17 protein-coding genes are annotated in these 21,629 nt (G+C 70.6%); 9 read left to right on the top strand and 8 right to left on the bottom strand.

Features of this window, described 5'->3' with window-relative positions; translation table 11 throughout:
* The first annotated feature begins 184 nt into the window (after positions 1 to 184).
* Together WMF34_RS17180 and WMF34_RS17185 are read left to right on the top strand one after the other, a co-directional pair.
* Entirely contained in the window at positions 185 to 1,237 is a 1,053-nt protein-coding gene (locus tag WMF34_RS17180) for a LacI family DNA-binding transcriptional regulator (RefSeq protein ID WP_044965102.1), read from the top strand.
* A gap of 388 nt (positions 1,238 to 1,625) precedes the next feature.
* Positions 1,626 to 2,768: an endo-1,4-beta-xylanase gene (locus WMF34_RS17185; RefSeq protein ID WP_231864892.1), complete on the top strand. Its 1,143-nt coding sequence runs from the start codon at positions 1,626 to 1,628 to the stop codon at positions 2,766 to 2,768.
* A 236-nt stretch (positions 2,769 to 3,004) separates the two neighbouring features.
* Here the strand turns inward: WMF34_RS17185 and WMF34_RS17190 are convergent, their stop codons facing one another.
* Positions 3,005 to 4,258, bottom strand: coding sequence for a vWA domain-containing protein (locus WMF34_RS17190; protein ID WP_012235950.1), 1,254 nt, complete (start codon positions 4,256 to 4,258; stop codon positions 3,005 to 3,007).
* A 384-nt stretch (positions 4,259 to 4,642) separates the two neighbouring features.
* Positions 4,643 to 5,893 carry an ADP-ribosylglycohydrolase family protein gene (locus WMF34_RS17195; RefSeq protein ID WP_437993926.1) on the bottom strand — a complete coding sequence of 417 codons (1,251 nt, stop codon included), beginning with the start codon at positions 5,891 to 5,893 and terminating at the stop codon, positions 4,643 to 4,645.
* A 445-nt stretch (positions 5,894 to 6,338) separates the two neighbouring features.
* Between WMF34_RS17195 and WMF34_RS17200 the strand changes: the two genes are divergently transcribed.
* The 4 genes from WMF34_RS17200 to WMF34_RS17215 all read left to right on the top strand — a co-directional run bounded on the left by WMF34_RS17200 (position 6,339) and on the right by WMF34_RS17215 (position 12,851).
* Positions 6,339 to 9,110, top strand: coding sequence for a DUF2961 domain-containing protein (locus tag WMF34_RS17200; protein ID WP_437993927.1), 2,772 nt, complete (start codon positions 6,339 to 6,341; stop codon positions 9,108 to 9,110).
* Between the two features lie 240 nt (positions 9,111 to 9,350).
* Complete coding sequence (locus WMF34_RS17205) at positions 9,351 to 10,367, top strand: ABC transporter substrate-binding protein (protein WP_437993928.1); 1,017 nt, start codon at positions 9,351 to 9,353, stop codon at positions 10,365 to 10,367.
* Between the two features lie 7 nt (positions 10,368 to 10,374).
* Complete coding sequence (locus WMF34_RS17210; RefSeq protein WP_437993929.1) at positions 10,375 to 11,913, top strand: sugar ABC transporter ATP-binding protein; 1,539 nt, start codon at positions 10,375 to 10,377, stop codon at positions 11,911 to 11,913.
* Positions 11,910 to 12,851 carry an ABC transporter permease gene (locus WMF34_RS17215; protein WP_012235955.1) on the top strand — a complete coding sequence of 314 codons (942 nt, stop codon included), beginning with the start codon at positions 11,910 to 11,912 and terminating at the stop codon, positions 12,849 to 12,851. The genes WMF34_RS17210 and WMF34_RS17215 overlap by 4 nt, the downstream gene beginning before the upstream one ends.
* Before the next feature lie 46 nt (positions 12,852 to 12,897).
* Here the strand turns inward: WMF34_RS17215 and WMF34_RS17220 are convergent, their stop codons facing one another.
* Entirely contained in the window at positions 12,898 to 13,704 is an 807-nt protein-coding gene (locus WMF34_RS17220; RefSeq protein WP_012235956.1) for a phytanoyl-CoA dioxygenase family protein, read from the bottom strand.
* Between the two features lie 160 nt (positions 13,705 to 13,864).
* Complete coding sequence (locus WMF34_RS17225; RefSeq protein ID WP_437993930.1) at positions 13,865 to 14,308, bottom strand: hypothetical protein; 444 nt, start codon at positions 14,306 to 14,308, stop codon at positions 13,865 to 13,867.
* Positions 14,309 to 14,576: 268 nt separating this feature from the next.
* Here WMF34_RS17225 and WMF34_RS17230 point away from each other — a divergent pair, with 268 nt between their 5' ends.
* Together WMF34_RS17230 and WMF34_RS17235 are read left to right on the top strand one after the other, a co-directional pair.
* Positions 14,577 to 15,743, top strand: coding sequence for a hypothetical protein (locus WMF34_RS17230; protein WP_012235958.1), 1,167 nt, complete (start codon positions 14,577 to 14,579; stop codon positions 15,741 to 15,743).
* Between the two features lie 64 nt (positions 15,744 to 15,807).
* Positions 15,808 to 16,788: a hypothetical protein gene (locus WMF34_RS17235; RefSeq protein ID WP_437993931.1), complete on the top strand. Its 981-nt coding sequence runs from the start codon at positions 15,808 to 15,810 to the stop codon at positions 16,786 to 16,788.
* Here the strand turns inward: WMF34_RS17235 and WMF34_RS17240 are convergent.
* The 4 genes from WMF34_RS17240 to WMF34_RS17255 all read right to left on the bottom strand — a co-directional run bounded on the left by WMF34_RS17240 (position 16,760) and on the right by WMF34_RS17255 (position 20,368).
* On the bottom strand, positions 16,760 to 17,344 hold the full coding sequence (locus tag WMF34_RS17240; protein ID WP_012235960.1) for a hypothetical protein: 585 nt from the start codon (positions 17,342 to 17,344) through the stop codon (positions 16,760 to 16,762). The genes WMF34_RS17235 and WMF34_RS17240 overlap by 29 nt on opposite strands.
* 69 nt (positions 17,345 to 17,413) lie before the next feature.
* Positions 17,414 to 18,424: an inorganic phosphate transporter gene (locus WMF34_RS17245; protein ID WP_012235961.1), complete on the bottom strand. Its 1,011-nt coding sequence runs from the start codon at positions 18,422 to 18,424 to the stop codon at positions 17,414 to 17,416.
* 10 nt (positions 18,425 to 18,434) lie between these two features.
* Positions 18,435 to 19,082 carry a DUF47 domain-containing protein gene (locus tag WMF34_RS17250; RefSeq protein WP_437993932.1) on the bottom strand — a complete coding sequence of 216 codons (648 nt, stop codon included), beginning with the start codon at positions 19,080 to 19,082 and terminating at the stop codon, positions 18,435 to 18,437.
* A gap of 245 nt (positions 19,083 to 19,327) precedes the next feature.
* Positions 19,328 to 20,368 carry an AraC family transcriptional regulator gene (locus WMF34_RS17255; RefSeq protein ID WP_437993933.1) on the bottom strand — a complete coding sequence of 347 codons (1,041 nt, stop codon included), beginning with the start codon at positions 20,366 to 20,368 and terminating at the stop codon, positions 19,328 to 19,330.
* Between the two features lie 223 nt (positions 20,369 to 20,591).
* Here WMF34_RS17255 and WMF34_RS17260 point away from each other — a divergent pair, with 223 nt between their 5' ends.
* Complete coding sequence (locus WMF34_RS17260) at positions 20,592 to 21,560, top strand: aldo/keto reductase (RefSeq protein WP_012235964.1); 969 nt, start codon at positions 20,592 to 20,594, stop codon at positions 21,558 to 21,560.
* Positions 21,561 to 21,629 lie beyond the last annotated feature (69 nt).

Below are 21,629 nucleotides of genomic sequence, written 5' to 3' on the forward strand. Positions count from 1 at the left end.
TGGCATCTACGACGACGAACGACCTGCGTCGGTGCCGCGCTCGATCCCGATGGCGACGATCCCGGCGCGCACCCGCTCAGTGACGCGAAAGCCGAGTGAAATGAAGAACTCCGACCAGTTTGTGAACGCTCACATTGAAGAACTCCGTTCCAATCGACCGGTCCGCGACTATCCTCCCGCGCCGATGGCTGACAAATCTCTTCCGGCGCGCCGCGTCAAAAGGGGCGGCGGACGGCGGGCCGCGGTCATGGTCGACGTGGCCAAGCTCGCAGGCGTCTCGTACCAGACGGTCTCGCGGGTCCTGCACGACAGCCCCCACGTGCGCCGCGACACGAGGGAGCGGGTGCTGGATGCCATCCGCCAGCTCGACTACCGGCCCAGCTCGGTGGCACAGGCGCTCGTCACCGGGCGGTCGCGGACGCTCGGCGTGGTCAGCTTCGACACGACGCTCTACGGTCCGGCGTCGACGCTCCTGGGGCTCGAGGAGGCGGCGCACGACGCGGGGTACGGCGTGAGCATCGCCAGCTTGAAGTCGTTCAGCCGCGCGCCGGTGCTGGAGGCCGTGCAGCGGCTGCGCGACCAGGGGGCCGACGGCGTCGTCGTGATCGCCCCGCAGCGGTCGGCGGTGGACGCGCTGCGTCATGTCACCTCCGATGTGCCGGTGGTCGCGGTCGAGGGCGGTCCGGACGACTCGGTGCCGGTGGTCGCGGTCGACCAGCTCGGGGGCGCCGTGTCCGCGACCCGCCACCTGCTCGATCTGGGCCACAAGACCGTGTGGCACATCGCCGGCCCGACCGACTGGCTCGAGGCCGACCAGCGCATCGACGGCTGGCGCTCGGCGCTGCAGGCGGCCGGCGCGGAGATCCCGCCGCTCCTGCGGGGGGACTGGAGCGCGCGCTCCGGCTACGAGCTCGCCCCGCAGCTGACGCGCACGCCGGGCGTCACCGCCGTGTTCGTGGCCAACGACCAGATGGCGCTCGGCCTCCTCCGCTTCCTCCACGAGAGCGGGCGCGAGACGCCGCGGGACATCAGCGTCGTCGGCTTCGACGACATCCCGGAGGCGGCCTACTTCACGCCGCCGCTCACCACGGTGCGCCAGGACTTCTCCGAGCTCGGGCGCCGGTGTCTCCACGTCCTGCTCGGGCAGATCGAGAGCGGCCAGCGCTCGTGGTCGCGGGTCGTGGTCGAGACCGAGCTCGTCGTGCGCAAGAGCACGGCCGTCCCCCGGCGCCGGTGAGACCGTGCGCGCTCAACGGTACCGACTCCGTGATGGGTTCACGGACCGGGCCTTGAGCGGGCAAGCCAGGGGTACCGGGCTGGGCTGCCGCTCGAAGTGCAAAGTTGCTTCATGATTGCGGCATGTGCTGGCGATGCATGTTTCCTATCAGCCAGGAACATGAAACGTAGGAGGCTCCGCGCGCCTGTCGTGATCACTTCCAGGTGCGGCGGGAATCATCCGCCGCGAGTTGCACGGCGTGCGTATCGCTGAGTCCGTTCGTGCCGCTGCCCCTCGGCCTTCTCGCGCCCAGCTTCACCCACGACAATCGTCCGATTTGCGGAAGTCCAACATGAACAAGAAGCGTTCTTCTCGATTGCTGTGCAGCACGGCTTGGATCGCGCTCGGAATGGCGACCCTCTTTGGATGCGGGGACGGGGGCGACGGGGTTGACGACGGCGTGGGCGGCTCGGGCGGGGCGGGGAGCACCAGCGCCAGCACGAGCTCCAGCAACAGCACGAACAGCAGCTCCAGCGCCAACACGACGACCGGCGTCGGCCCTGCCACCAGCAGCAGCTCGGGCGATCCCGCGGCGACCAGCTCCAGCTCCGGCGGCGCGACCACGGGGGTCGGCGGCGGGGACGCGTCGACCAGCGCGTCGACCGGAACCGGCGGAACCGAGCCCGAGGAGAAGTTCGTCGGCAACATCACGACGAGCGGCGCCGTGCGCGACGGCTTCGCGAAGTACTGGAACCAGATCACGCCCGAGAACGAGGGCAAGTGGGGCTCCGTCGAGAGCTCCCGCGGGAACAAGAACTGGAGCTCGCTCGACAGGACTTACAAGTACGCGCAGGACAACAAGATCATCTTCAAGCACCACGTCTTCGTGTGGGGCAGCCAGCAACCCTCCTGGGTCGGGAGCCTCTCGCCGGATGAGCAGAAGAAGGCCGTGCGGAGCTGGATGGAGGAGTTCTGCAAGCGCTACCCGGACACGAAGTACATCGACGTCGTCAACGAGCCGCCGCCCCACACCACGCCTTCGTACACGGCCGGCCTCGGCGGCAACGGCGCGAGCGGCTGGGACTGGATCGTCAACTCTTTCAAGTGGGCTCGCGAGTTCTGCCCGAACGCGATTCTGATCCTCAACGACTACAACAACATCGAGTACGAGAACGAGCACAGGCACTTCAAGGACATCGCGAAGAAGGTGATCGAGGCGGGCGCCCCGGTCGACGCCCTCGGCGCGCAGGCGCACGACGCCTTCAAGATCAACACCAACACGGTCAAGGGGTACATCGACTCGCTCGCCGAGCTGGGCAAGCCCGTGTACATCACCGAGTACGACATCGGCGAAGCGAACGACAACAGGCAGAAGCAGATCATGGAGGAGCAGTTCACCATGTTCTGGAATCACCCCAAGATCCCGGGGATCACCCTGTGGGGTTACATCGTCGGCAAGACCTGGAGGAACGGCACCGGCCTCCAGCAGGAGAACGGCACCATGCGGCCGGCGATGCAGTGGCTGATGGACTTCCTGGACCGTGGTGGTTGACGCGGAGCCGGCGCGCTGACCTGGACGAGCTCCCTCGACCGAAGGAGCTCGGGCGCGCCCGCGTCTCGCACGGAGGCCGGCGCGCGCTCTCCATGTTAGCGTCAGTGTCTCTGGCCTGAGCCGGGTTCACGACCCCATCTTGGATCGTGAACCCGCTCGCTGGCTGCGTATCGGGAGGCGAGCAGCTGGCCGGCGTCTCCTCGCGAGGACCCGTGTCGGTCAGCGAGCGTCCTCGATCACTGGGGCACCTGGATCACGTCCTCGCAGGTGAAGTCGACGCCCAGGGAGACCTCGACGTCGGCTTGGACCACGGCGCACGTATCGTCGCAGAGGATGATCGCCGTCGGGTTCGCAGGCTCGTCGTAGCGCCACGTGCCTGCGACCGAGCAGGCTTGATCATACGAGAGCGTCGTCGGCATGTTGCTCGTGGCGCTCGTGTACGTCACGTTGACCTTTTGCTTGTCGAAGCTCCTCCCGTCGGGCGGCGGCGGGATCGGGATCGTGCACGAGACGGCGGCGCCGCGGATCTTCTCGATCGCGGCCTTGAACGCGGCCGTCGTCTGCGCGGGGTCGCCGGTGTTCAGCATGGACGCCTCTCCCGTGCCGCCCGCAGCGGCGATCTCGTGAAGGTTGGTGAGGCTGGGCGGCGCGCCTTCCCCCGGCGGACTGTCGACCCCGATCACGAAGGTCGAGATGTTGCTGGAGAGCGCGGCCTCGACGCTGCTCACGACGTCCTCGAGCGTGTTGCCTCCTTGCCGGCACCCTTCCGGATAGCCGTCGGTCACGAGCACGATCGCATATTTCCCGGGGCTCTGCTGGCGCTGCGCTTCGATGAAATCGACGATGCCTTCGACCGCGAATGCCGTCGGCGTGCTGGTGCGCCACGAGAGCCTTTCGCTGATCTCCGGCTCGATGACGTCGATCGCCTGGCCGAACGCCGGGGAGGGCAGCGGCGTCATCGGGACATCCGGGGTCGAGTAGTCGGCGGCCTGGCACGCCTGAGTCGCCTGCGCCGCGCCCGGGAAGAACGTGAGCGACGCCTGGAACCCGGTGGACGCGGGATCCACGAAGAACTGCTTCGTCGCGGCCACGACCGGATCCCACTTGAGATCCTTCCTGCGCCACTCCACGTCGCTCGCTGTCATGCTGGCCGACACGTCGAACGCGAACACGAGGTACACCTGTTGAAACCCGGCCTGGGACGACTGGGTGGCGCACGCCTCCCCCGCGCCCGTCGAGCCCCCGCTGCTGCTGCCGGTCGTGCCGGAGCTCCCGCTCGAGCCCGTGCCGCTTCCGTTGCCAAAGGTGTCGTCGTAGCCGGTGCTGGTGCTGGTGCTGGTGCCCGAGCCGGCGCCGGCGCCGGAGCCAGAGCCGGAGCCGGTGCTGCTCTGTGAGCCAGCGCTGTCCTCGCTGCCATCGTTGGCCCCGCCGCACGCTGCGCCGATCAAAGCCACCACTGGCAATGCAATGGCTATCCTAGGCAATCTCATGAGCCGACTCCTACTGGAACGCGTGCCAGCGCGGTCCGCGGGCACGAAGTTAGATAGCGACGAGAGGTCTCCAGAGGCGGAAATTTCCAGTGCATGCCTCGCCGGAGCCCCGGGATCGATGACGAGTATAGTCGATGACGCTGATCTTTGCGCGGGATACAGTCCGAAAAGACGCAGCGTCGAGTCGCGGTCGCCATCGCGCAATGCGCCCCCGTTCACGCAACCGGCATGGTCGTCGGCGTGAAATCTCACATCCGGGCGTCGCGGGTGCAGAGCCGCGCCGTCCTTCCGGCTGCTCGACGGCGCGATTCGCGACGTCCACAGCATGACCGTGAGCAGCAGCTTCACGACGACGGGTTGGCCCGAGGCGCCTTGAGCGCCAGGTCATCTCGCCGAGCGAGGAGCGCGGGGCCGCGGCTCGGAGCCGGGGGCGGCGCGCGCGCTGGGTCCTGCGCCGTCGCGGGGGCGAGGCGGGACGACCCATCGGGTCGGCTCGACCTGGCCTCCTCCCTCCCGCACGGCGAGGTCGACCAGCGCGGCCATCCTCGTCGCTACATCCGTGAAGGTGTCCTCGGCCTCGCGATCTCGCGGCAGCCGGTCCGGCAGGGTGGGGCGCGTGCGGTGGATACGATAGCGGTCGGACAGGCGCGCGCCGGGGAAGGCGCGGCGCAGCTCCTCCATCCCGCCGATCAGCGCGACGAGCGAGCCCATGGTCGCCGTGCCGTTGTCGGAGTCCCAGCCGGACAGGGTGCCGATCTGTACGGTGCGCCGGAAGCTCCCCTCACCGAACAAGAGGGCCAGCGTCGCGGTCGCCAGGTTGATCGCGGATTCCGTGAACCCCCGGTAGACGAAGCCATGCGCCGAGGCCCGCTCCTGGTAGCGATCCGCAATGGCGTCGCGGGCGCGCTCCCAGTCGTCGCGATCGCTTGTCGATAGATAGGCGGACAGCACGAAGTCGATGACGTCGGCGGCCTTGGACTCCGCTGGCAGGTAGCTCCTGGCCTCACGGACGATGCGCACGATCTCCTGTCGCCGCGGCCTCTCCAGATCGACGGTCGCCGCGAGCGAGAAGAGGAGAACATGGAACTGCGCGGCGTGCGCGGCGTGATCGCGCGCGGTGGTCCGGATGGGGAGGTCGGCGATCCGCAGCGCCAGCTCCGGCATGCCGGGCGCGAGGGCGCCGAAGATCTCCGTGGTGAGCTGGGCGTCGATCTGGAGCGCGTCCGGGTTGAGCGCCGGATCGCTCGTCGCGGGGGGCAGCACGCCGCGCTCGAGGAGAGCGCGCGCCCTCCGGTTGGAGACCCAGATGAAGTCGTTGATGTGCGCGCGCCATCCGTCCCGGATTCGCTCGGGGGAGAGGAAGAGCGTCCCCGCCTCGGTCATGAGGTGGAGATAGACATACTCGATGTCGGTGTCATCGTCGGCCGGGCAGGGGTCGAGGAGGACGAAGTCGATCGGCGCCCCGCCGCGCCCCAGGGGCTTTCCCCAGTCAGCGTCGGTGAAGAAGGGGCGCTCGATGCGGACGCCCTCCGTGCGAAGCCCTGTCCAGTTGGCGATGCACGCGCCAATCCACATCGCGCGGAGCCGCTCGGCGTAGGCCGCGCGATCGAGCTGGAGCCGCGGCCTCGGGGACATTCCCGGGGCGCCCCGTTGCTCCATGGGCGCGGCGAGCGCGCGGCGCGGCGCATCGCCGGCGCCCGCGAGCGGAGATAGAGAGAGGAGCGCGAGCAGGAGGCCGCGCGCCCACGCGCGAGGCCCGATGCGGGGTGGTGGGGTTCTTTGGCCGAAAGCGGGGTCTTTCGAACCGCCAAGACGCCACAAGACGCCAAGAAAAACGCAAAAATCTTGGCGTCTTGTGGCGTCTTGGCGGTTCCAGCATTCTGGCAGGGTGGAGTAACTACGCCACCACCCGATGCGGGGCGAGCCTTCGACAGGGCGTCGATCGCGGCGGGTGCGCATGAATTACCCCCCTCGAGTGCGCGATCGGTGCGCCGCGCATGTCCTCGCTTCGCGGCGGTGCAAGCGAGGTGCCCCGCCGAGCCCGCTCCCCTGGCGCTGTCCGCGCCATTAGGTTTCGATCATGAACGCCGGATGTCTCGACGGGCGCGGCGCGCGCGCGCTCCTGGACCACCTCGTCTCGAGCGCGGCCCGCCATCTCCTCGGCGCATCCCTCGCCATTGCGCCGGGCGTCGCGTCCATCACGCCTGTGCTGGAGGATCTCCTCTCCTTTCATCCCGGGTGGATGACACGGAGCGTGACCACGCATGACCCTGCAGGGGGCAACGATGATGGATATCGCCCGGGGGTCGCGATCGAGGGGGAGCACCGGGTGCTGTTTCACGGCCGCGGGGAGGGGAGAATCGCGCGGATCTGGATGACCGCCCCCCGCGCGGAGCTCGAGAGGCCGGACCAGGAGATCTGGATCGAGATCGACGGACACACCGCGTTCCGCGGGTCCCCCGGCGATTTCTTCGGGGGTAGGGGCCCCTGGAGATCGCCTCTCGTGCTCGACGTGGACGCGAGCTCGGGCGCGTATACGAGCTACGTCCCCTTCGCCTGGTCGAGCGAGGCCAAGGTCCTCTTCCGGGGCGTTCCCATCTATTACCAGATCACGTACCGCGAGGGCCCCGGGGCCGCGTCGGGACCGACGCCCGAGGAGCTGTCGCGATTCATGACGGAGGACTGGACAGCCACCCTGCCTGCCCGGTCGCGCCGGGAGAGCCTGAGCGCCAGCGCGCCGCTCGTCCTGGCGACTGGCCCCGCGACGGTATCGGGGGTCGACGTTCACATCCCGGCGGGGAGCCTGAACGACCTGTCGGTGAGGATCGGCGGACAGCCGCCCATACCAGCGTCGTTCTTCTTCGGCCTCGCCAGCTCGGGCACCGACGCCGACGGCGGATGGACCACCTTCAGGAGCGCGCTGCACGCCGCCTGGACGCCCGACGCCGCAGGGGCGGGCAGGCTCGCGACGCGCCTGCCGATCCCGCTGGCCGAAGGCGAGGTGCTCTCGCTCGAGGCCGCGCCCGGGCAGGAGATCGCGGGTGTCGAGGCGGCCGTCGGCCTCGCGCCCGCCCGCCGAGGCGTGCGGCTGATCGCGCAGTACCGCGATCAGATGGCCCCCGGACGCGAGACGACGATGCCCCTCTTCGAGAGCGATGAGCCGCTCCAGCTCGTCGCGCTTCTCGAGGAGATCAGCGGCGGCCGGCCGAACGATCGGACGTACCTCGAGGGCGACGAGATGATCCGGACCGACGGGATGTCGCACCCGCTGCAGATAGGGACCGGCACCGAGGACTACTTCAATGGAGGCTTCTATTTCCTGGGCGCGCACCATAACCCCTTCAGCGGGCTGCTCCGCTTCCTCGTCGTCGATCCCGAGGATGGATGGAGGAACGCCACGTTCGTCCATTCGCTGTACCGCCTGCACGTGGCCGATCCCATCGTGAGCCGCTCCGGTCTGCGCTTCGGCATCGAGGCCGGGCCGACCGGCGCCTACACGCCGCTGCGGGTGCGCTCGCTGGGCCTCTCTTACGCATTCTCGGAATATCAGGTGATCGGCGAGCAGGAGGTCCGTGCGGCCGGGCGGCGGCGGCTCGTGCATTCGGCCGTCGACGCCGAGCGGCTGGAGCTCCGGCGGCGCTCGTGGTCCAGCGAGGGCCGCGGGATCACCCGGATCGAGGTCGCGTGCCCGTCCGACGCGCGCGGCCTGTTGCTGCTCCGCGCGTACTCCGCGGCGAACGCCCCCCAGACGGCGCGCGTGCGGCTCGACGGGCGGGAGGTCGGCGTGCTCCACGAGATGCAGGCGAACCCTGTCCGGTCGCTCGCCGAGGACGCGCTGTGGATCGACCTCCTCCCCGAACAGTGCGGCGCAGGCAGGCGCCCGGTCCTCGAGATCGACGCGACACACTCTCCGGCGCCGTGGAGCGAGCGGGGTTACACGCTGCGGTTCTTCTCCGGACCGCCCACGCCTCAGCTCACGCAGGGGCCCGCGGTGGAGATCTTCGACTCGGAGAACATCCCCGGGGGGCCGTTCTATGTGAACGATCACTCGATGATCCAGCTCGCCGACGGCCGGTGGATCCTCACCGGCATCTTCAACCCCGAGCCCTATCGACCGGACACCGAACGAGAGTTCGTCCTCGCCACCGCGCCTGGACCCGGGCCGGTGAGCTGGATGGAGTCCGTCTCACCGAGCCTCACGCTGGCGCCGGCGCGCTTCTCGATTCGCGCTCTCTCCGACGAGCGCTGGATCTGGGCCCCGCACATGGTCCACGACCGGGACGGCAGCCTGGTCATGATCTTTCACGTGGGCACGCACGACCCTGACCGATCCGGCTTCCGGATCGCGCGCTCGCGCGACGGTTTCACCTGGGGCCGCGAGGGGGGGACGCTGTTCGAGGACATCTGCGTCGCCCGTGATCCGATGCTCGCCCGGCTCGGCGATCTGTGGGTGGTGTACTATACGCGCTGCGCGTCGATCGCGTCGCCACGGAGCGGCGTCGCCTACCGCACGTCGCTGGATCTCTTCCACTGGAGCCCGCCGGCCATGGCGCTCACGCTCGGGCCGGAGACGGCGATGCGCAACAGCGGTTATACCGAGTCGCCGTTCGTGTTCGAGCGGAAAGGGTGGTTTTACCTGACGATCACCAGCTATCCTGTCGACTACGACGCCACGTTCGTCTACCGCTCGCGCTCGCCGTTCGCGTTCGCGCCGCACCCCGTCGCCCGGCTGCGCGCCCACGCGGCGGAGTGGATCGCGGAGGGCGGCGACTTCGAGGCGGGGCGCCTGTTCTTCACGCACGCAGGGGCCGGGAAGGGCGGCGTGTTTCTCCAGGAGCTCCTCGGCCTCTGAGTTGAAGTCGGCGCCGCCGAGCTGACTGAGCGGCGCCGTCCGGCCCGGCTCGACCTGCGCGCGCGCTCGCCGGTTCGACCCGGGTGAATGACGAGCTGCAGGCGAGCGTCGCGCCGGGATGAGCTCGCCTGCGCCGGGCGCAGGCGAGGACTCCCATGGTGCTAGTCGGACGGAACTCCGCAGGCGACATGCTCGCCCGCGCGAGCGTGGCCGCGATCCGTCGACTATCCTCTCGCGCCCATGAGCGTCCATGTCGTCGTGTGCGCGTTCGTGATTGCCCTCCTCGCCGCGTGCTCCAAGACGTCGTCATCGGCGACGACGTCGACGGATGCGGGCGCGTCGGGCGGCGCGCGCCTCCGCATCGCCGTCGTGCCGAAGGGGACGACACACGAGTTCTGGAAGAGCGTGCACGCAGGCGCGGTGAAGGCCTCGCGCGAGCTCGACGTCGACGTCGTGTGGAAAGGGCCGCTCCGGGAGGACGACCTCAAGGCGCAGGTCGATGTCGTCTCGAGCTTCGTCGCGCAGGGCGTGTCCGGCATCGTGCTCGCGCCGCTCGACGCCACGGCGCTGAGGGCGCCGGTGCGGGCGGCGAGGCAGGCGAAGATCCCGGTGGTCGTGTTCGACTCCGATCTCGCCAGCGACGATCACGTGAGCTTCGTCGCGACCGACAACGAGGCGGCCGGGAGGCTCGCCGGTGAGCACCTCGGCAAGGCGATCGGCGAGGACGGCAAGGTCGTCGTGCTCCGCTACCAGGAGGGCTCGGCGAGCACGCAGCACCGCGAGAAGGGGTTCCTCGACGCGGTCCGCGCGATGCCCGGCGTCACGGTCGCGAGCGAGAACCAGTACGGCGGCGCGACCACGGAGTCGGCGTTCCACAAGAGCGAGAGCCTGCTGCTCGCGCAGAGGGCGGCGGAAGGGGCCATCGCCGGGGTCTTCACGCCGAACGAGTCGACGACGTTCGGGATGCTCCAGGCGCTCCGCAAGACGAACGTCGCGAGGAAGGTGAAGTTCGTCGGCTTCGACGCGTCGGAGAAGCTCCTCGGCGCGCTGCGCGAGGGCGACATCGAGGCGCTCGCCGTGCAGAACCCGTTCAACATGGGGTACGTCGCGGTCAAGACGATGGTGGCGCACCTCCACGGAGAGAAGGTCGCGGCGCGCATCGACACGGGCTCGCGCGTCGTCACGAGGCAGGACCTCGACGATCCGGCGGTGCAGGAGATCGTGAGACCCGACCTCGCCCGGTGGCTCGGGGAGTGAGCGGCCCGTGGGCGGAGAGCGCGCGCCCCTCCTCGAGGTGACCGGCCTCGCGAAGGCGTTCGGCCCGAACCCGGTGCTGCGCGACGTCTCGCTGCTCGTCGCGCCCGCGAGCGTCCACGCGCTCCTCGGCGAGAACGGCGCGGGCAAGAGCACGCTGGCGCGCGTCCTGCTCGGCATGGAGCGCGCCGACGCGGGCGCGATCCTGCTCGGAGGGGCGCGGTACGCGCCGGCGTCGGCCGAGGAGGCGCGCCGCGCGGGCGTCGTCCTGGTGCCGCAGGAACGGACGCTCTGCGCGCACCTCACGGTCGTCGACAACGTGGTGCTCGGGATCGAGCCGCTCGTGCGCGCGCGGCTCGGGATCCGGGACCGCTCGCGCGCGCGCGCCGTGGCGCGGGCGGCGATCGCGCTCGTCACCGCCGATCCGGGCCGCGTGCCGCTCGACGCGCGGGCCGGGGAGCTCGGCGTCGCCGATCAGCAGCTCGTCGAGATCGCGCGGGCGCTCGCGCAGGGCGGCCTCCGCGAGGACGGGCGGCTCGCGGCGCGGCTCCTCGTCCTCGACGAGCCGACGTCGAGCCTGGGCCGGTCGGACGCCGCGCGCCTGTTCGAGCGCGTCGGCGCCCTGCGAGACGCCGGCCTCGCGGTGCTGCTCGTGACCCACTTCCTCTCGGACGTGCGCGCGCACGCCGATCGCTACACGGTGCTCCGCGACGGCCGCGTCGCGGGAGAGGGCGATCCGCGCGAGATCGAGCCGGCGCAGATCGTCCGCGAGATGCTGGGCCGCGCGCTCGATGACACGCGCGCATGCGCCGACACGCGCGCATGCGCCGACACGCGCGCGAGCGCCGTACCCGAGGAGGCGCGCCCGGACGGCGGCGAGGTGGTGCTCGAGGCCGAGGGCGTCTCCGGCGTGAAGCGGCCGAAGCGCGCGTCGCTGACGCTGCGCCGGGGGGAGATCCTGGGCATCGCCGGCCTCGTGGGCTCGGGGCGGACGGAGCTCCTCCGCATCCTCGCTGGGCTCGATCCGAGGCGCGGCGGGACGGTCGCGCTGCGCGCCCCTCGCGGGATCGGCCTGCTGAGCGAGGATCGCGGCGGGGAAGGGTTGATGCTCGGCCGCTCGCTCGCCGAGAACGTCTGGCTCTCGCCGCGCGCCCCGCGCTTCGCCAGGCCGAGATCGGTCCTCTCGGAGGGCGCGCGCTGGATCGAGGCGCTCGCGATCCGCGCGCGCGGGCCGGAGCAGCGCGCCGGCGAGCTCTCGGGAGGCAACCAGCAGAAGGTCCAGATCGCGCGGCTGCTCCGCGAGGACTTCGACGTGCTCCTCGTCGACGAGCCGACGCGCGGCATCGACGTGGCGAGCAAGGCGCAGGTGCTGGCGCTGCTCCGCGATCTGGCGCGCGCCGGCAAGGCGATCGTGCTCGTGTCGAGCCAGCTCGAGGAGCTCGTCACGACCTGCGATCGCATCGCGGTCCTCCGCCGGGGGACCCTCGACCCGCCGCGGCCCGCGTCGTCGTGGACCGAGGCGTCGCTCCTCCTGGAGGCATCCTCGTGAAGAAGCGTCCGCCGTGGGTGGGGCCGCTCGTGGCGCTGCTGCTCGTCTACGCGCTCTTCGCGGCGCTGACGCCCGACACGTTCCTGCGCAGCCAGAACCTGCTCACGATGGCGCGGCAGACGGTGGTGGTCGGCATCTGCGCCGTCGGCATGACGCTCGTCATCGCGACCGGCGGGATCGACCTCTCCACGGGCTCGCTCGTCGCGTTCACGACGGTCGTCCTCGCGAAGCTCCTGCGCGCGGGGGTGCCGGCGCTCCCGGCGGCGCTCGTCGCCGCGGCGGCGGCGGGCCTCGTGGGCGCCCTCGTCGGGACGCTCGTGGGGCGGGCGCGGATGGTGCCCTTCGTCGTGACGCTGGGCACGATGAGCGCGCTGCGAGGCGCGGCGAAGGGGCTCGCGTCCGAGCAGAAGATCGACGCGGATCCGCGCGGGCTCGACGCGCTGCTGTCGTCGGACATCACCGCGCCCGGGCTGTGGATTGCGGCGGCGCTGGCGATCCTGGTCTTCGCCGTGCTCATGTTCACGCGCTTCGGGCGGCACGTGTTCGCGGTCGGCAGCAACGAGGCCGCGGCGCGCCTGTGCGGCATCGACACGGGGCGCGTGAAGATCGCGGTGTACACGCTGTCGAGCCTCCTCGCCGGCGTCGCGGGGGTGATGGAGTTCTCGACGCTGACGGTGGGCGACCCGACCGACTCGATCGGCCTGGAGCTCGAGGTCATCGCGGCGGTGGTCATCGGCGGCGCGCCGCTCTCGGGCGGCGAGGGGAGCGTCGCGGGGAGCGTGATCGGGGCGCTGCTCATCACGGTCATCCGGACCGGCGGCGTCCACCTCGGGTTGCCGAGCTGGGTGCAGGAGATCGCGACGGGCGCGATCATCGTGATCGCCGTCGCGGTCGACCGGGTGCGGCGCGCGCGGGGGGCGCGCGCCGCCGCGGGCTGACGGTGATTCGACGCGCGCGGCCGGTATGTCGAGGCGTGTCCGATGCTCACGGATCGCCGCGCAGCGCCGCGCGGATGGCTTGCTCGACGGGTGAGCTCTCGCCGTCTTCGCGATCGAGCCGCAACGGTTCGGTCGGGAGCAGGGGCGGCTGGGCCAAAAAGCGCGGGCGCGTGCCGCGGTGCGGCTGCGCCGCGTGGACCAGGAACGGGTGGCACAGGTAGACCGTTCCCGCCTCGCCGGTCGCGAGCACCTGCGGTCGCTGGGCCGTCTCGGCGAAGCCGTTCGCGGCCAGCTCACGCAACGTCAGCCCCGGCTCGCCTGCCGGCGCGAGCTGCCGCGCGATGTCCAGATGGGACCCCGCCCGGATGCGCGTCGGCGCGTCGGATTCGCCGACATCCGAGAAGAGGAACAGCATGAGCAGCGCGCGGCCGCGCGACGCGACGTTCACGCGCCATGACATGAAGTCGGGGTTCTCGGTGCCGAAGCTCATGTCGACGTGCCAGCCGGCATCCCCAGGATCGTCGGGAGACGGGAAGCGCACGGGGAAGGTGCCCAGCGTGTTCAGCGGTTGCCAGCGCCTGCGGCCGACCAGCCGATCGAACGCGGCCCGCAGCACCGGCGTGTTCACCGCCTCGGCGAACGGCCGCTGGCCGTACAGCCCGAGTCGAACGACCGGCTTCGTCCAGGTCTTCGGATCGTGGGGATCCATCCCGGTGTCACGCCACAGGATGGCGCGGCCCTCGTCGGCGAGGACCCGCGGGAACGCCGCGTCGATCCGGACGAATCCATCGGCGATGAAGCGCTCGATCTGTTGATCGTTCAGCTCGACCATGGCGCGCGGACCAGTTTGCATGGCCGCTCCCGAGGCGGCAAGCGGACCACGTCGGGTTCGCCTGGCGTCGTGGGTCGCGCACAGGCGGCATCGGCGCCTGGATCAAGGGCAGGGGTTCGGGCTGCGCATCGCTCCCCGTGCGACGGAGCTCCACGGCTTCCGCCTCGGTTTGCGGCCGTCCTCAGGGGATCTGCACCTCGGCGGAGCCGATCTTCTTCGGATCGTTCGGATCGTTGATGTTGTCCCAGCGGCGGTACAGCTCGACGGCAAAGGCCCCCTTGCTCAGGCCCTTGATGGCCATGTCGATGTCATAGCGGCAGTCGCACCCGGCCACGGACCCGGGGTCCATGTCCACGGGCTGCACGAGCACATCCACCCTGCTGCCGGCGATCCGGACAAACCCTTCCACCTCCTGATCGCATCGGAACTGCGCGGCGCGGTACTCGATGTGAACAGCGCCGCGCTCGGGCGTCGCCACAAGCGCTTCCTGCACCGTGTCTTCGGACGCGCCCGCCTTGCACTCGCTCTGGGTGAGGCCCTCGATCGCCTCTGCATCCTCCCAGCCCTCGGGCAAGTCCGCCCCGCCACAGCCGACCACCAGGAGCGCCGCGACCATCCACGCCATGTTGTGCATCTCGTCCCTCCGGTGAGCTCTCAGTGCAACGTGTGTGCCTGGTGTGTGTCCCCAACCCCACAGGGCGCAGCGGCTGATCTCGGGGGACATCCGTGTCGCGGGTGTGCCATGGGCTCTTCGGTCGCCGTGGGATCGATGAGCGGACCGCCGCACGACGGAGGTACTCTGCGATGATGCTGGCGACTGGCCACGCGAGGAGCGAGCGGCCCGAGAGGTGTCCACGCCGCTGAGCAAAACCTTTCGGATCGAGGAGGGCGTGATGCGGCGATCACTGGGGCTGATCTTGTGCTTGTCGATGGCGACCGGGGTTGCGGCTTGCGGGGACGACCCGCATGGGGGTGACGGGGGGACAGGCACGGGCGGCGCCGGAGCGACGAGCTCCTCGGGAGCCGGCCCGGGCTCGGGCGGCTCGGCGCCGGAGCCTCCGATGCACGAGGGCGATGGCCCCGCGGCAGGCAACCCGGAGGGGAGCTGCGCCGTTCCGGCCGAGGCTCAGGCCGCCGACACCTCGTCGCCGACGACGGTGATCGGCGACGGGACGCCGGAGAGCTGCACCTCGGAGGCCGTCGTCAGCGCCGTCGCGGCCGGCGGCATCATCACATTCGACTGCGGCCCGGAGCCGATCACCATCACGCTCGAGGAGACGGCGAAGATCTTCAACGATACCGGCCCCGAGATCGTGATCGACGGCGGCGGGCTCGTGACCCTGAGCGGCGGCGGGCAGCGGCGGATCCTCTACATGAACACCTGCGACGAGGCGCAGGTCTGGACGACGCCGAACTGCGACAACCAGGACCACCCGCGCCTGACGGTCCAGAACCTCACCTTCCTCGGGGGCAACTCGACGAACGATGACGACGAGGGCGGTGGAGCCATCTTCGCGCAAGGCGGGCGCCTGAAGGTCGTCAACTCACGCTTCTTCAACAACACGTGTGATCCGGCCGGCCCCGACATCGGAGGCGCCGGGATCCGGGCGTTCATGCAGTACAACGGCCTTCCGCTCCACGTGGTGAACAGCACCTTCGGCGGCGCCGAAGGCTACGGGAACGAGTGCGCGAACGGCGGCGGCATCAGCAGCATCGGCGTCTCCTGGACGGTCATCAACAGCCTGTTCTCCCACAACCGCGCGCTCGGCAACGGCGGCAACCCCGCGATGGCCGGGACGCCGGGCGGCGGCAGCGGCGGGGCCATCTACAACGACGGCGCCACGATGACGCTCACGCTCTGCGGGACCCGGATCGAGCGAAACGAGGTGAACGCCCACGGGAGCGCGATCTTCTTCGTGAGCAACGATCACACCGGGAACATCGTCATCGACCGGTCGGTGATCACCAACAACATCGGCGGGTCGTGGTACCCGACCTATCCGCAGATCTCGAACCACGACGACACGCCGATCATGGTCACGGCGTCGACCATCCAGTGAGGGCGGCCGGTCGCGCCCGGCGGACATCCGGTCACACTCCGCCGCCGCCGCGCGATGAAGGGGGATGCCGAACCGCCGATCGCCCCCCGGACCGCATCACCTGCTCGCGCTCGCGCTGGCCGCGGCGCTGACCGCGCCCGCCGCCCCCGCGCGCGCCGAGGCCTGCGCCGCCACCGAGAGCCAGGCGCTCCCGGACGCGCTGCCGATGCGCGACTTCGCCGCCCGCCTCGGCGAGCGCATCGACGCGTGCGCCGCCGACGCGCGGCGCCCCGACGCCGAGCGCTTCTGCGCGGAGCACGGGCTCGAGTGCGGCGCCGGGCGGGTCCGCGACTACGTGCGCGTCCGGACGCTCTTCGAGATGACGCGCGACGGCGGTCCGTTCCGGCTGCGCTGGAGCATCACCGATCGCAACCCGACAGCCTGGCACATCTGGGCCGCGTGGAGGCAGAGCCCTCCGCTCGCGTCGTCGGCCGGGCCCTCGGCGACGGCCGAGTGCGACGAGCTCTCGGCGCTCTTCGCCGGGCTCGCGCGCCGGCTCGACGTCCGCGGGGTCGGCCTCTTCTGGCCGACGTGGAACCACACGATCGCCGCGTGGGACGTGGCCCCGTCCGTCCGCGTGCTGGTCCCGACGTCGCAGATCTTCCTCTCGTGCGACGCGACGTTCGACCGGACGACGTTCCTGCCGTCGAAGCAGCGTGTCGTCTACGAGCTCCGCCCGACCGACGCGCTCGACAGCGTGCCCGTGCCGCGGCCCCTGGCGACGTTCCTGCTCGAACAGGTGGCGCACTACGCGGGCGCGTCGCTCGACGTGCTCGCGATGATCCGGACGCACCGGGCGCTGCGCTACGGTTCGAGCGTGCCGGCGTCCTGCGGAGAGGGCGCCGCCGCGGCGGCGAAGGCGCTCCGCGCGCGGCCGCTCTCGCCGGCAGACCGCCGGGCGCTCGCGCGCTACGGGGCGACGGAGCTGGGGCTCGCCGCGCCGTCGGCCGAGGCGACGCTCGCGCAGATCGCGGCGCTCAGTCCTCGCCCTGGACGCGATGGATGATGTACTTCGCGGCGAGCTTCCCGAGCTGGCTCGCCGCGGTCCGCGCGCGCCCTCCGCTCGATGGGTTGGTCAACGAGGCTGGCACCGCGGTGTCGATCAAGAACTCGTCGAACACGCCCCCGGCCGGATCGGTGAGCTGCACCATCGCCTTGAGGCGCGTGTTCTTGTTGAGCACGACCGCGAAGATGCCGGGCTCGTAGAACGTCACGTTCGCGCGGAGGAAGAACGGCGCGTCGGCTGCGCTCCTCGCCCTGACGATGGCGACGCCCTCCGACGCCGCCGTCGCGATCAGCGCCTCCGTGAACTCCTCGTTCATCGCCGCCTTGTCCTCCTGCCAGCTCTGCTGCTGCTCGGCGTCCTTCTCCGCCATCCACTCGGCCTCGGAGCCGTCGCCGACCTGGAGGCCGTAGAAGACGATCGGGACGACCCCGAAGCGCCCCTGGCCGTAAAACGGGTTCGGCACGGCTTCACGCAGGGTCTTCCAGGGGTGCCCGCACGCGGCGAGCAGGGGAGCCAGGCAGAGCATGAAGATCCAGAGCGCATGGCGACGGTGCACGGAGGGCCTCCTTGGGAAGCGGTCAGCGGTCAGGGGTCAGCGTGCCGGCGCAGCGCGGCGCGTCGGCGCTCAACCGCCGAGGATCGACGAGAGCCCGAGATAGCAGGCCCAGGCCACGACGGCGCTCACCGGGATCGTGAGCACCCACGCCCAGAGGATGCGCGTGGTCACGCCCCAGCGCACCGCGCTCACCCGCTGGCTCGCGCCCGCGCCCATGATGCAGCCGGTGATCACGTGGGTCGTCGACACCGGCATCCCCAGGAACGACGAGGTCAAGATGGTCGCCGCCGCGCTGGTCTCGGCGGCGAAGCCATGAATCGGCTTGAGGTCGATGATCTTGGTGCCCATGGTCTTGATGATCCGCACCCCGCCCGCCGCCGTGCCGAGGGCCATGGCCGTCGCGCAGGCGAAGACCACCCAGAGCGGCACGTGGAAGTCGCCGTGGCCCGCGGGGATCGCGCCGTACGCGACGAGCGCCATCGTGATGATGCCCATGGTCTTCTGGGCGTCGTTGCTCCCGTGCGAGAGCGCCATGAAGCCCGCGGAGACCATCTGCAGGATCCGGAAGCGCCGATTGACCACCGCCGGCCGGGTGCGCCGGACGAGCCAGAAGATGGCGATCATCCCGAGGAAGGAGATCACGAAGCCCACGACGGGGCTGATGATCAGGCTCTTGACCACCTTCAAGAGCCCCGCCCCCTGCACGGCCGCGGTGCCCGCCCGCCCGGCGCCGGCGCCCACGAGCCCGCCCACGAGGGCGTGGGACGATGACGATGGGATACCGAAATACCAGGTGAAGAGGTTCCAGAAGATCGCGCCGACGAGGGCGCTGAGCACCACCACCTGGGTCACCGCCGAAGGGACGATGAGCCCTTTCCCGATGGTGCTCGCCACCGCCGTGCCGGTGAGCGCGCCCCCGAAATTGAACAGCGCCGCGAGCAGCACGGCGGTGCGGATGGGGAGGACTCCGGTGCTCACCACCGTGGCGATGGCGTTGGCCGTGTCGTGGAAGCCGTTGATGTAGTCGAAGACGAGCGCGACCACGATCACGAGGGTCAGCGTGACGAGGAGAGTGTTCATGGCGCGCCCCTCAGGCGTTCTTGATCACCAGCGCCTCCAGCGCGTTGGCGACGTCATCGCAGGCGTCGAGCGTGTTCTCGAGCCCCTCGAGGAACTCCTTGTGCTTGATGAGGTGGATGGCGTCCTTCTCGGTGTTGAAGAGCTCGACGATCGCCGAGCGGAATATCTGATCGCCGTCGTGCTCGAGCTTGGCGATGGCCTTGCAGTGCCGGTTGATCTCCGCCACCCGCTTCATCCCCCGGAGCAGCTTGACGGCGCTGTGAATCTCGGAGCATCCTTCCAGGATCTTGACGGCGAGCTCCTGGCTCGCCGGCGGGAGATCCTCCATGGCGTGGACCACGACCCGCATCATCGTGGAGTGGACGCGATCGGAGACGTTCTCGAGGTCCGTCGCCAGGGCGTAGATGTCGGAGCGATCGAGCGGCGTGACAAATGTCTTGTTGAGAGCGTCGTAGACGTCGCGGATCACCGCGTCGGCGGCGTGCTCGATGTCGGTGATTCGCGAGACCAGGGCTTGCCTCTCGCTGGCGCTCCGGGCGCTGCAGCACTCCGAGAGGACGTTGGCGCTCTGCAGCGCGCAGTCGGCGCCCCGCTCGAGCAAGTCGAAGAAGTGCTCTTCATGAGGTAAGAGCGATTTGATGACCCGATCGAGCCACATTATGCACCTTTCTTGGCGGGCGGGCGCATCCTAGCACGAGCGCGTGACGCTCGATGGGGCGCTTCGCGCCGGTCAGCTGCCGCCGCGGCTGTGTAAGGTCTTATCGAAGCGCTGTGTAGGGGGGTGAGAAAATTTTACCCTCGTGTCCGTGCTCACGGGTGTCTCGAGGGGAACGTCGGCGGTCGCGGGGGTTCGGGGCTTGCGCCGCCGGGGGTCGCTCGACGCCGCGCCCACGCCGGAGCAGCTCAGCGGCGGCGGGACCACGCGCCCGGCGGCACCCCGTTCCAGCGCTTGAACGCGCGGGTGAACGCGGCGACGTCGGTGAACCCGACCGCGAACGCCGCCTCGGTCACGGTCGCGCGGTGCGCCGCGAGGAGCTCCTCGGCCATCGCGCGCCGCGCGTCGTCGACGATCGCCTGGAAGCTCGTCCCGCGCTCGGACAGGCGGCGCTGGAGGCTGCGCGCGCTCTGGCCGACGGCGCGCGCGACGTGGTCGAGCGTGGCCTCGCCCTGCGGGATCGCCGTGCGCAGCTCGCGCCGCACGCGCGCGAGCACGTCCTCCTCGGCGCGCGGCAGCACGCGGTGCTCGCTCGCGGGCAAGCCGAGCGCGCGCTCGAGCTGCTGGGCGAGGAGCGTGTAGAGCATCGGATCGGTGGTGCTCATCCGCGCGTCGAGGAGCGCCCTCGGGTACTCGATCTCGGCGCGCGGCTCGCCGTAGCGGATGGGCGCGCGGAAGACGCTGCGCGCGAGCGCGCCGTCCGCGGGCGGCGGGCGCACGAGGCGGACGACCGTGGGCTCGCGGGGGGGCGTCGCGGCGCGCCGGAAGCGCAGGACGGTGGTCGCCGCGAGGTAGTCCCACACCGCGCTCGGGGCCGTGTGGCCGGGCGCGAGCGCGAAGCGGAACGTCACGTGGTCCGGCCCCTCCTCGAACGTGTGCGCGGCGGCGTCGTGGATGAGCCGCTGGAAGCGCAGGAACGCCCGCACCGCGCCGCGCACGTCGCCCGCGCTCGCGAACGTGTACTCGACGAGCGACTGAGGCGCGGCGTCGACGAGCACCGCGGCGCGCAGGCCGAACGACTCGTCCGCAGCCGAGAACGCGGCCCACGCGCGGCAGAGCTCGTCGTGCGTCACCCGCGCGTCGGGGCGGCCGAGCACCGCGGGGTCGACGCCGACCCGCGCGCACACCTCGGCCGGCGCGATGCCGTCGCGCTGCGAGGCGGTCACGACCGCGATGCCGAGCGCCTGCGCGAAGACCGTGGCCGGCTGGGTCGCGGGGCGCGGGGTCACGGAGGAGGAGCCCAGGGTTTCTGCGGGCGGCGGCCGTGTCAAGCGGCGTTCCGCCTGGCCCGCCCTTGGCTCACTGTTTGCAGACTCTGCAGTTGCAGATTGCGGGGGCGCTCAGCGCAGCCGTGAATCGCGCGTCGTGTGTGTGACGCGGAATACCAACATCCCTCGCTCAGGGCGCAATCAGCCGTTGCGACCAGCTCGTGTTCGCTCTCGGAGGAAGACCATGACCGATCTGCCCACTCGCCTGCTCGGACGCACCGGCGTCCGCGTCACCACCCTCGGCTTCGGTGCCATGGAGCTGCGCGGCGCGCCGCGGGGCCCTGAGCTCTCGGATCAGGAGGCGGAGCGCATTCTGAACGACGTGCTGGACGCCGGGATCAACTTCATCGACACCTCCATCGACTACGGTCGCAGCGAGGAGCGGATCGGGCGCTTCCTCTCGCACCGCAGGCACGAGTACTTCCTGGCCTCGAAATGCGGGTGCGTCGTCGGCGGAGCCCAGGGCGAGCACGTGCATACGGCGCAGAACATCCGGCACGGCGTCGAGAACAGCTTGCGCCTGCTGAAGACGGACCACCTCGATCTGGTGCAGTTTCACCGGAGCCTCACCCGGCAGGAGCTCGAGCAGGACGGCGCCCTGGAAGAGGCGCTGAAGCTCAAGAGCGAGGGGAAGGTGCGCTTTCTCGGCGTCTCGGGCACGCTGCCCAACCTGGTCGAGCAGATCGAGCTCGGCGTCTTCGACGCCTTCCAGATCCCGTACTCCGCGCTGCAGCGCGAGCACGAAGAGGTGATCGGCAAGGCCGCCCAGGCCGGCGCCGGGACCATCATCCGCGGCGGCGTGGCGCGCGGCGCGCCCACCGACTGGCAGCGCACGAACTACATGCTGCCGGGCACCACGATGCAGGACCGGTGGGAGCGAGCCAGGCTCGACGAGCTGCTCGATGGCCTGAGCCGGATCGAGTTCACCCTGCGCTTCACGCTGTCGCACCCGGGACTCAGCACGACGATCGTCGGGACCCGGAACCCGAAGCACCTGCGCGATAACCTGGAGTTCGCGAGGAAGGGCCCCCTGCCGAGGGAGGTCGTCGCCGAGGCGAAGCGGCGCCTGAGCCAGGCGGGATCGACGCCGGAGGCCGTGCCCGCGTCCGGCGTACGCGCGGCCGGCGCGGCGCAGGCGACGGCGCAGGCGTAGAGCCGGCTCCGACGGACCGCCGCGGGCGGCTCGCCTGCTCGCGGCGGCGCCGTGGTCCCTCGTTGCTGC

It is taken from the genome of Sorangium sp. So ce145, assembly GCF_051525985.1.
Lineage (GTDB): Bacteria > Myxococcota_A > Polyangia > Polyangiales > Polyangiaceae > Sorangium > Sorangium cellulosum_B.

Bases quoted from the DNA above. Each gene is read 5' to 3' on its own strand.
- WMF34_RS17205 (WP_437993928.1), top strand. From the start codon at position 9,351: ATGAGCGTCCATGTCGTCGTGTGCGCGTTCGTGATTGCCCTCCTCGCC.
- WMF34_RS17235 (WP_437993931.1), top strand. From the start codon at position 15,808: ATGCCGAACCGCCGATCGCCCCCCGGACCGCATCACCTGCTCGCGCTC.
- WMF34_RS17260 (WP_012235964.1), top strand. From the start codon at position 20,592: ATGACCGATCTGCCCACTCGCCTGCTCGGACGCACCGGCGTCCGCGTC.
- WMF34_RS17250 (WP_437993932.1), bottom strand. From the start codon at position 19,082: ATGTGGCTCGATCGGGTCATCAAATCGCTCTTACCTCATGAAGAGCAC.
- WMF34_RS17230 (WP_012235958.1), top strand. From the start codon at position 14,577: ATGCGGCGATCACTGGGGCTGATCTTGTGCTTGTCGATGGCGACCGGG.
- WMF34_RS17185 (WP_231864892.1), top strand. From the start codon at position 1,626: ATGGCGACCCTCTTTGGATGCGGGGACGGGGGCGACGGGGTTGACGAC.
- WMF34_RS17195 (WP_437993926.1), bottom strand. From the start codon at position 5,893: ATGTCCCCGAGGCCGCGGCTCCAGCTCGATCGCGCGGCCTACGCCGAG.
- WMF34_RS17225 (WP_437993930.1), bottom strand. From the start codon at position 14,308: ATGGCGTGGATGGTCGCGGCGCTCCTGGTGGTCGGCTGTGGCGGGGCG.
- WMF34_RS17180 (WP_044965102.1), top strand. From the start codon at position 185: ATGGCTGACAAATCTCTTCCGGCGCGCCGCGTCAAAAGGGGCGGCGGA.
- WMF34_RS17220 (WP_012235956.1), bottom strand. From the start codon at position 13,704: ATGCAAACTGGTCCGCGCGCCATGGTCGAGCTGAACGATCAACAGATC.
- WMF34_RS17245 (WP_012235961.1), bottom strand. From the start codon at position 18,424: ATGAACACTCTCCTCGTCACGCTGACCCTCGTGATCGTGGTCGCGCTC.
- WMF34_RS17190 (WP_012235950.1), bottom strand. From the start codon at position 4,258: ATGAGATTGCCTAGGATAGCCATTGCATTGCCAGTGGTGGCTTTGATC.
- WMF34_RS17200 (WP_437993927.1), top strand. From the start codon at position 6,339: ATGAACGCCGGATGTCTCGACGGGCGCGGCGCGCGCGCGCTCCTGGAC.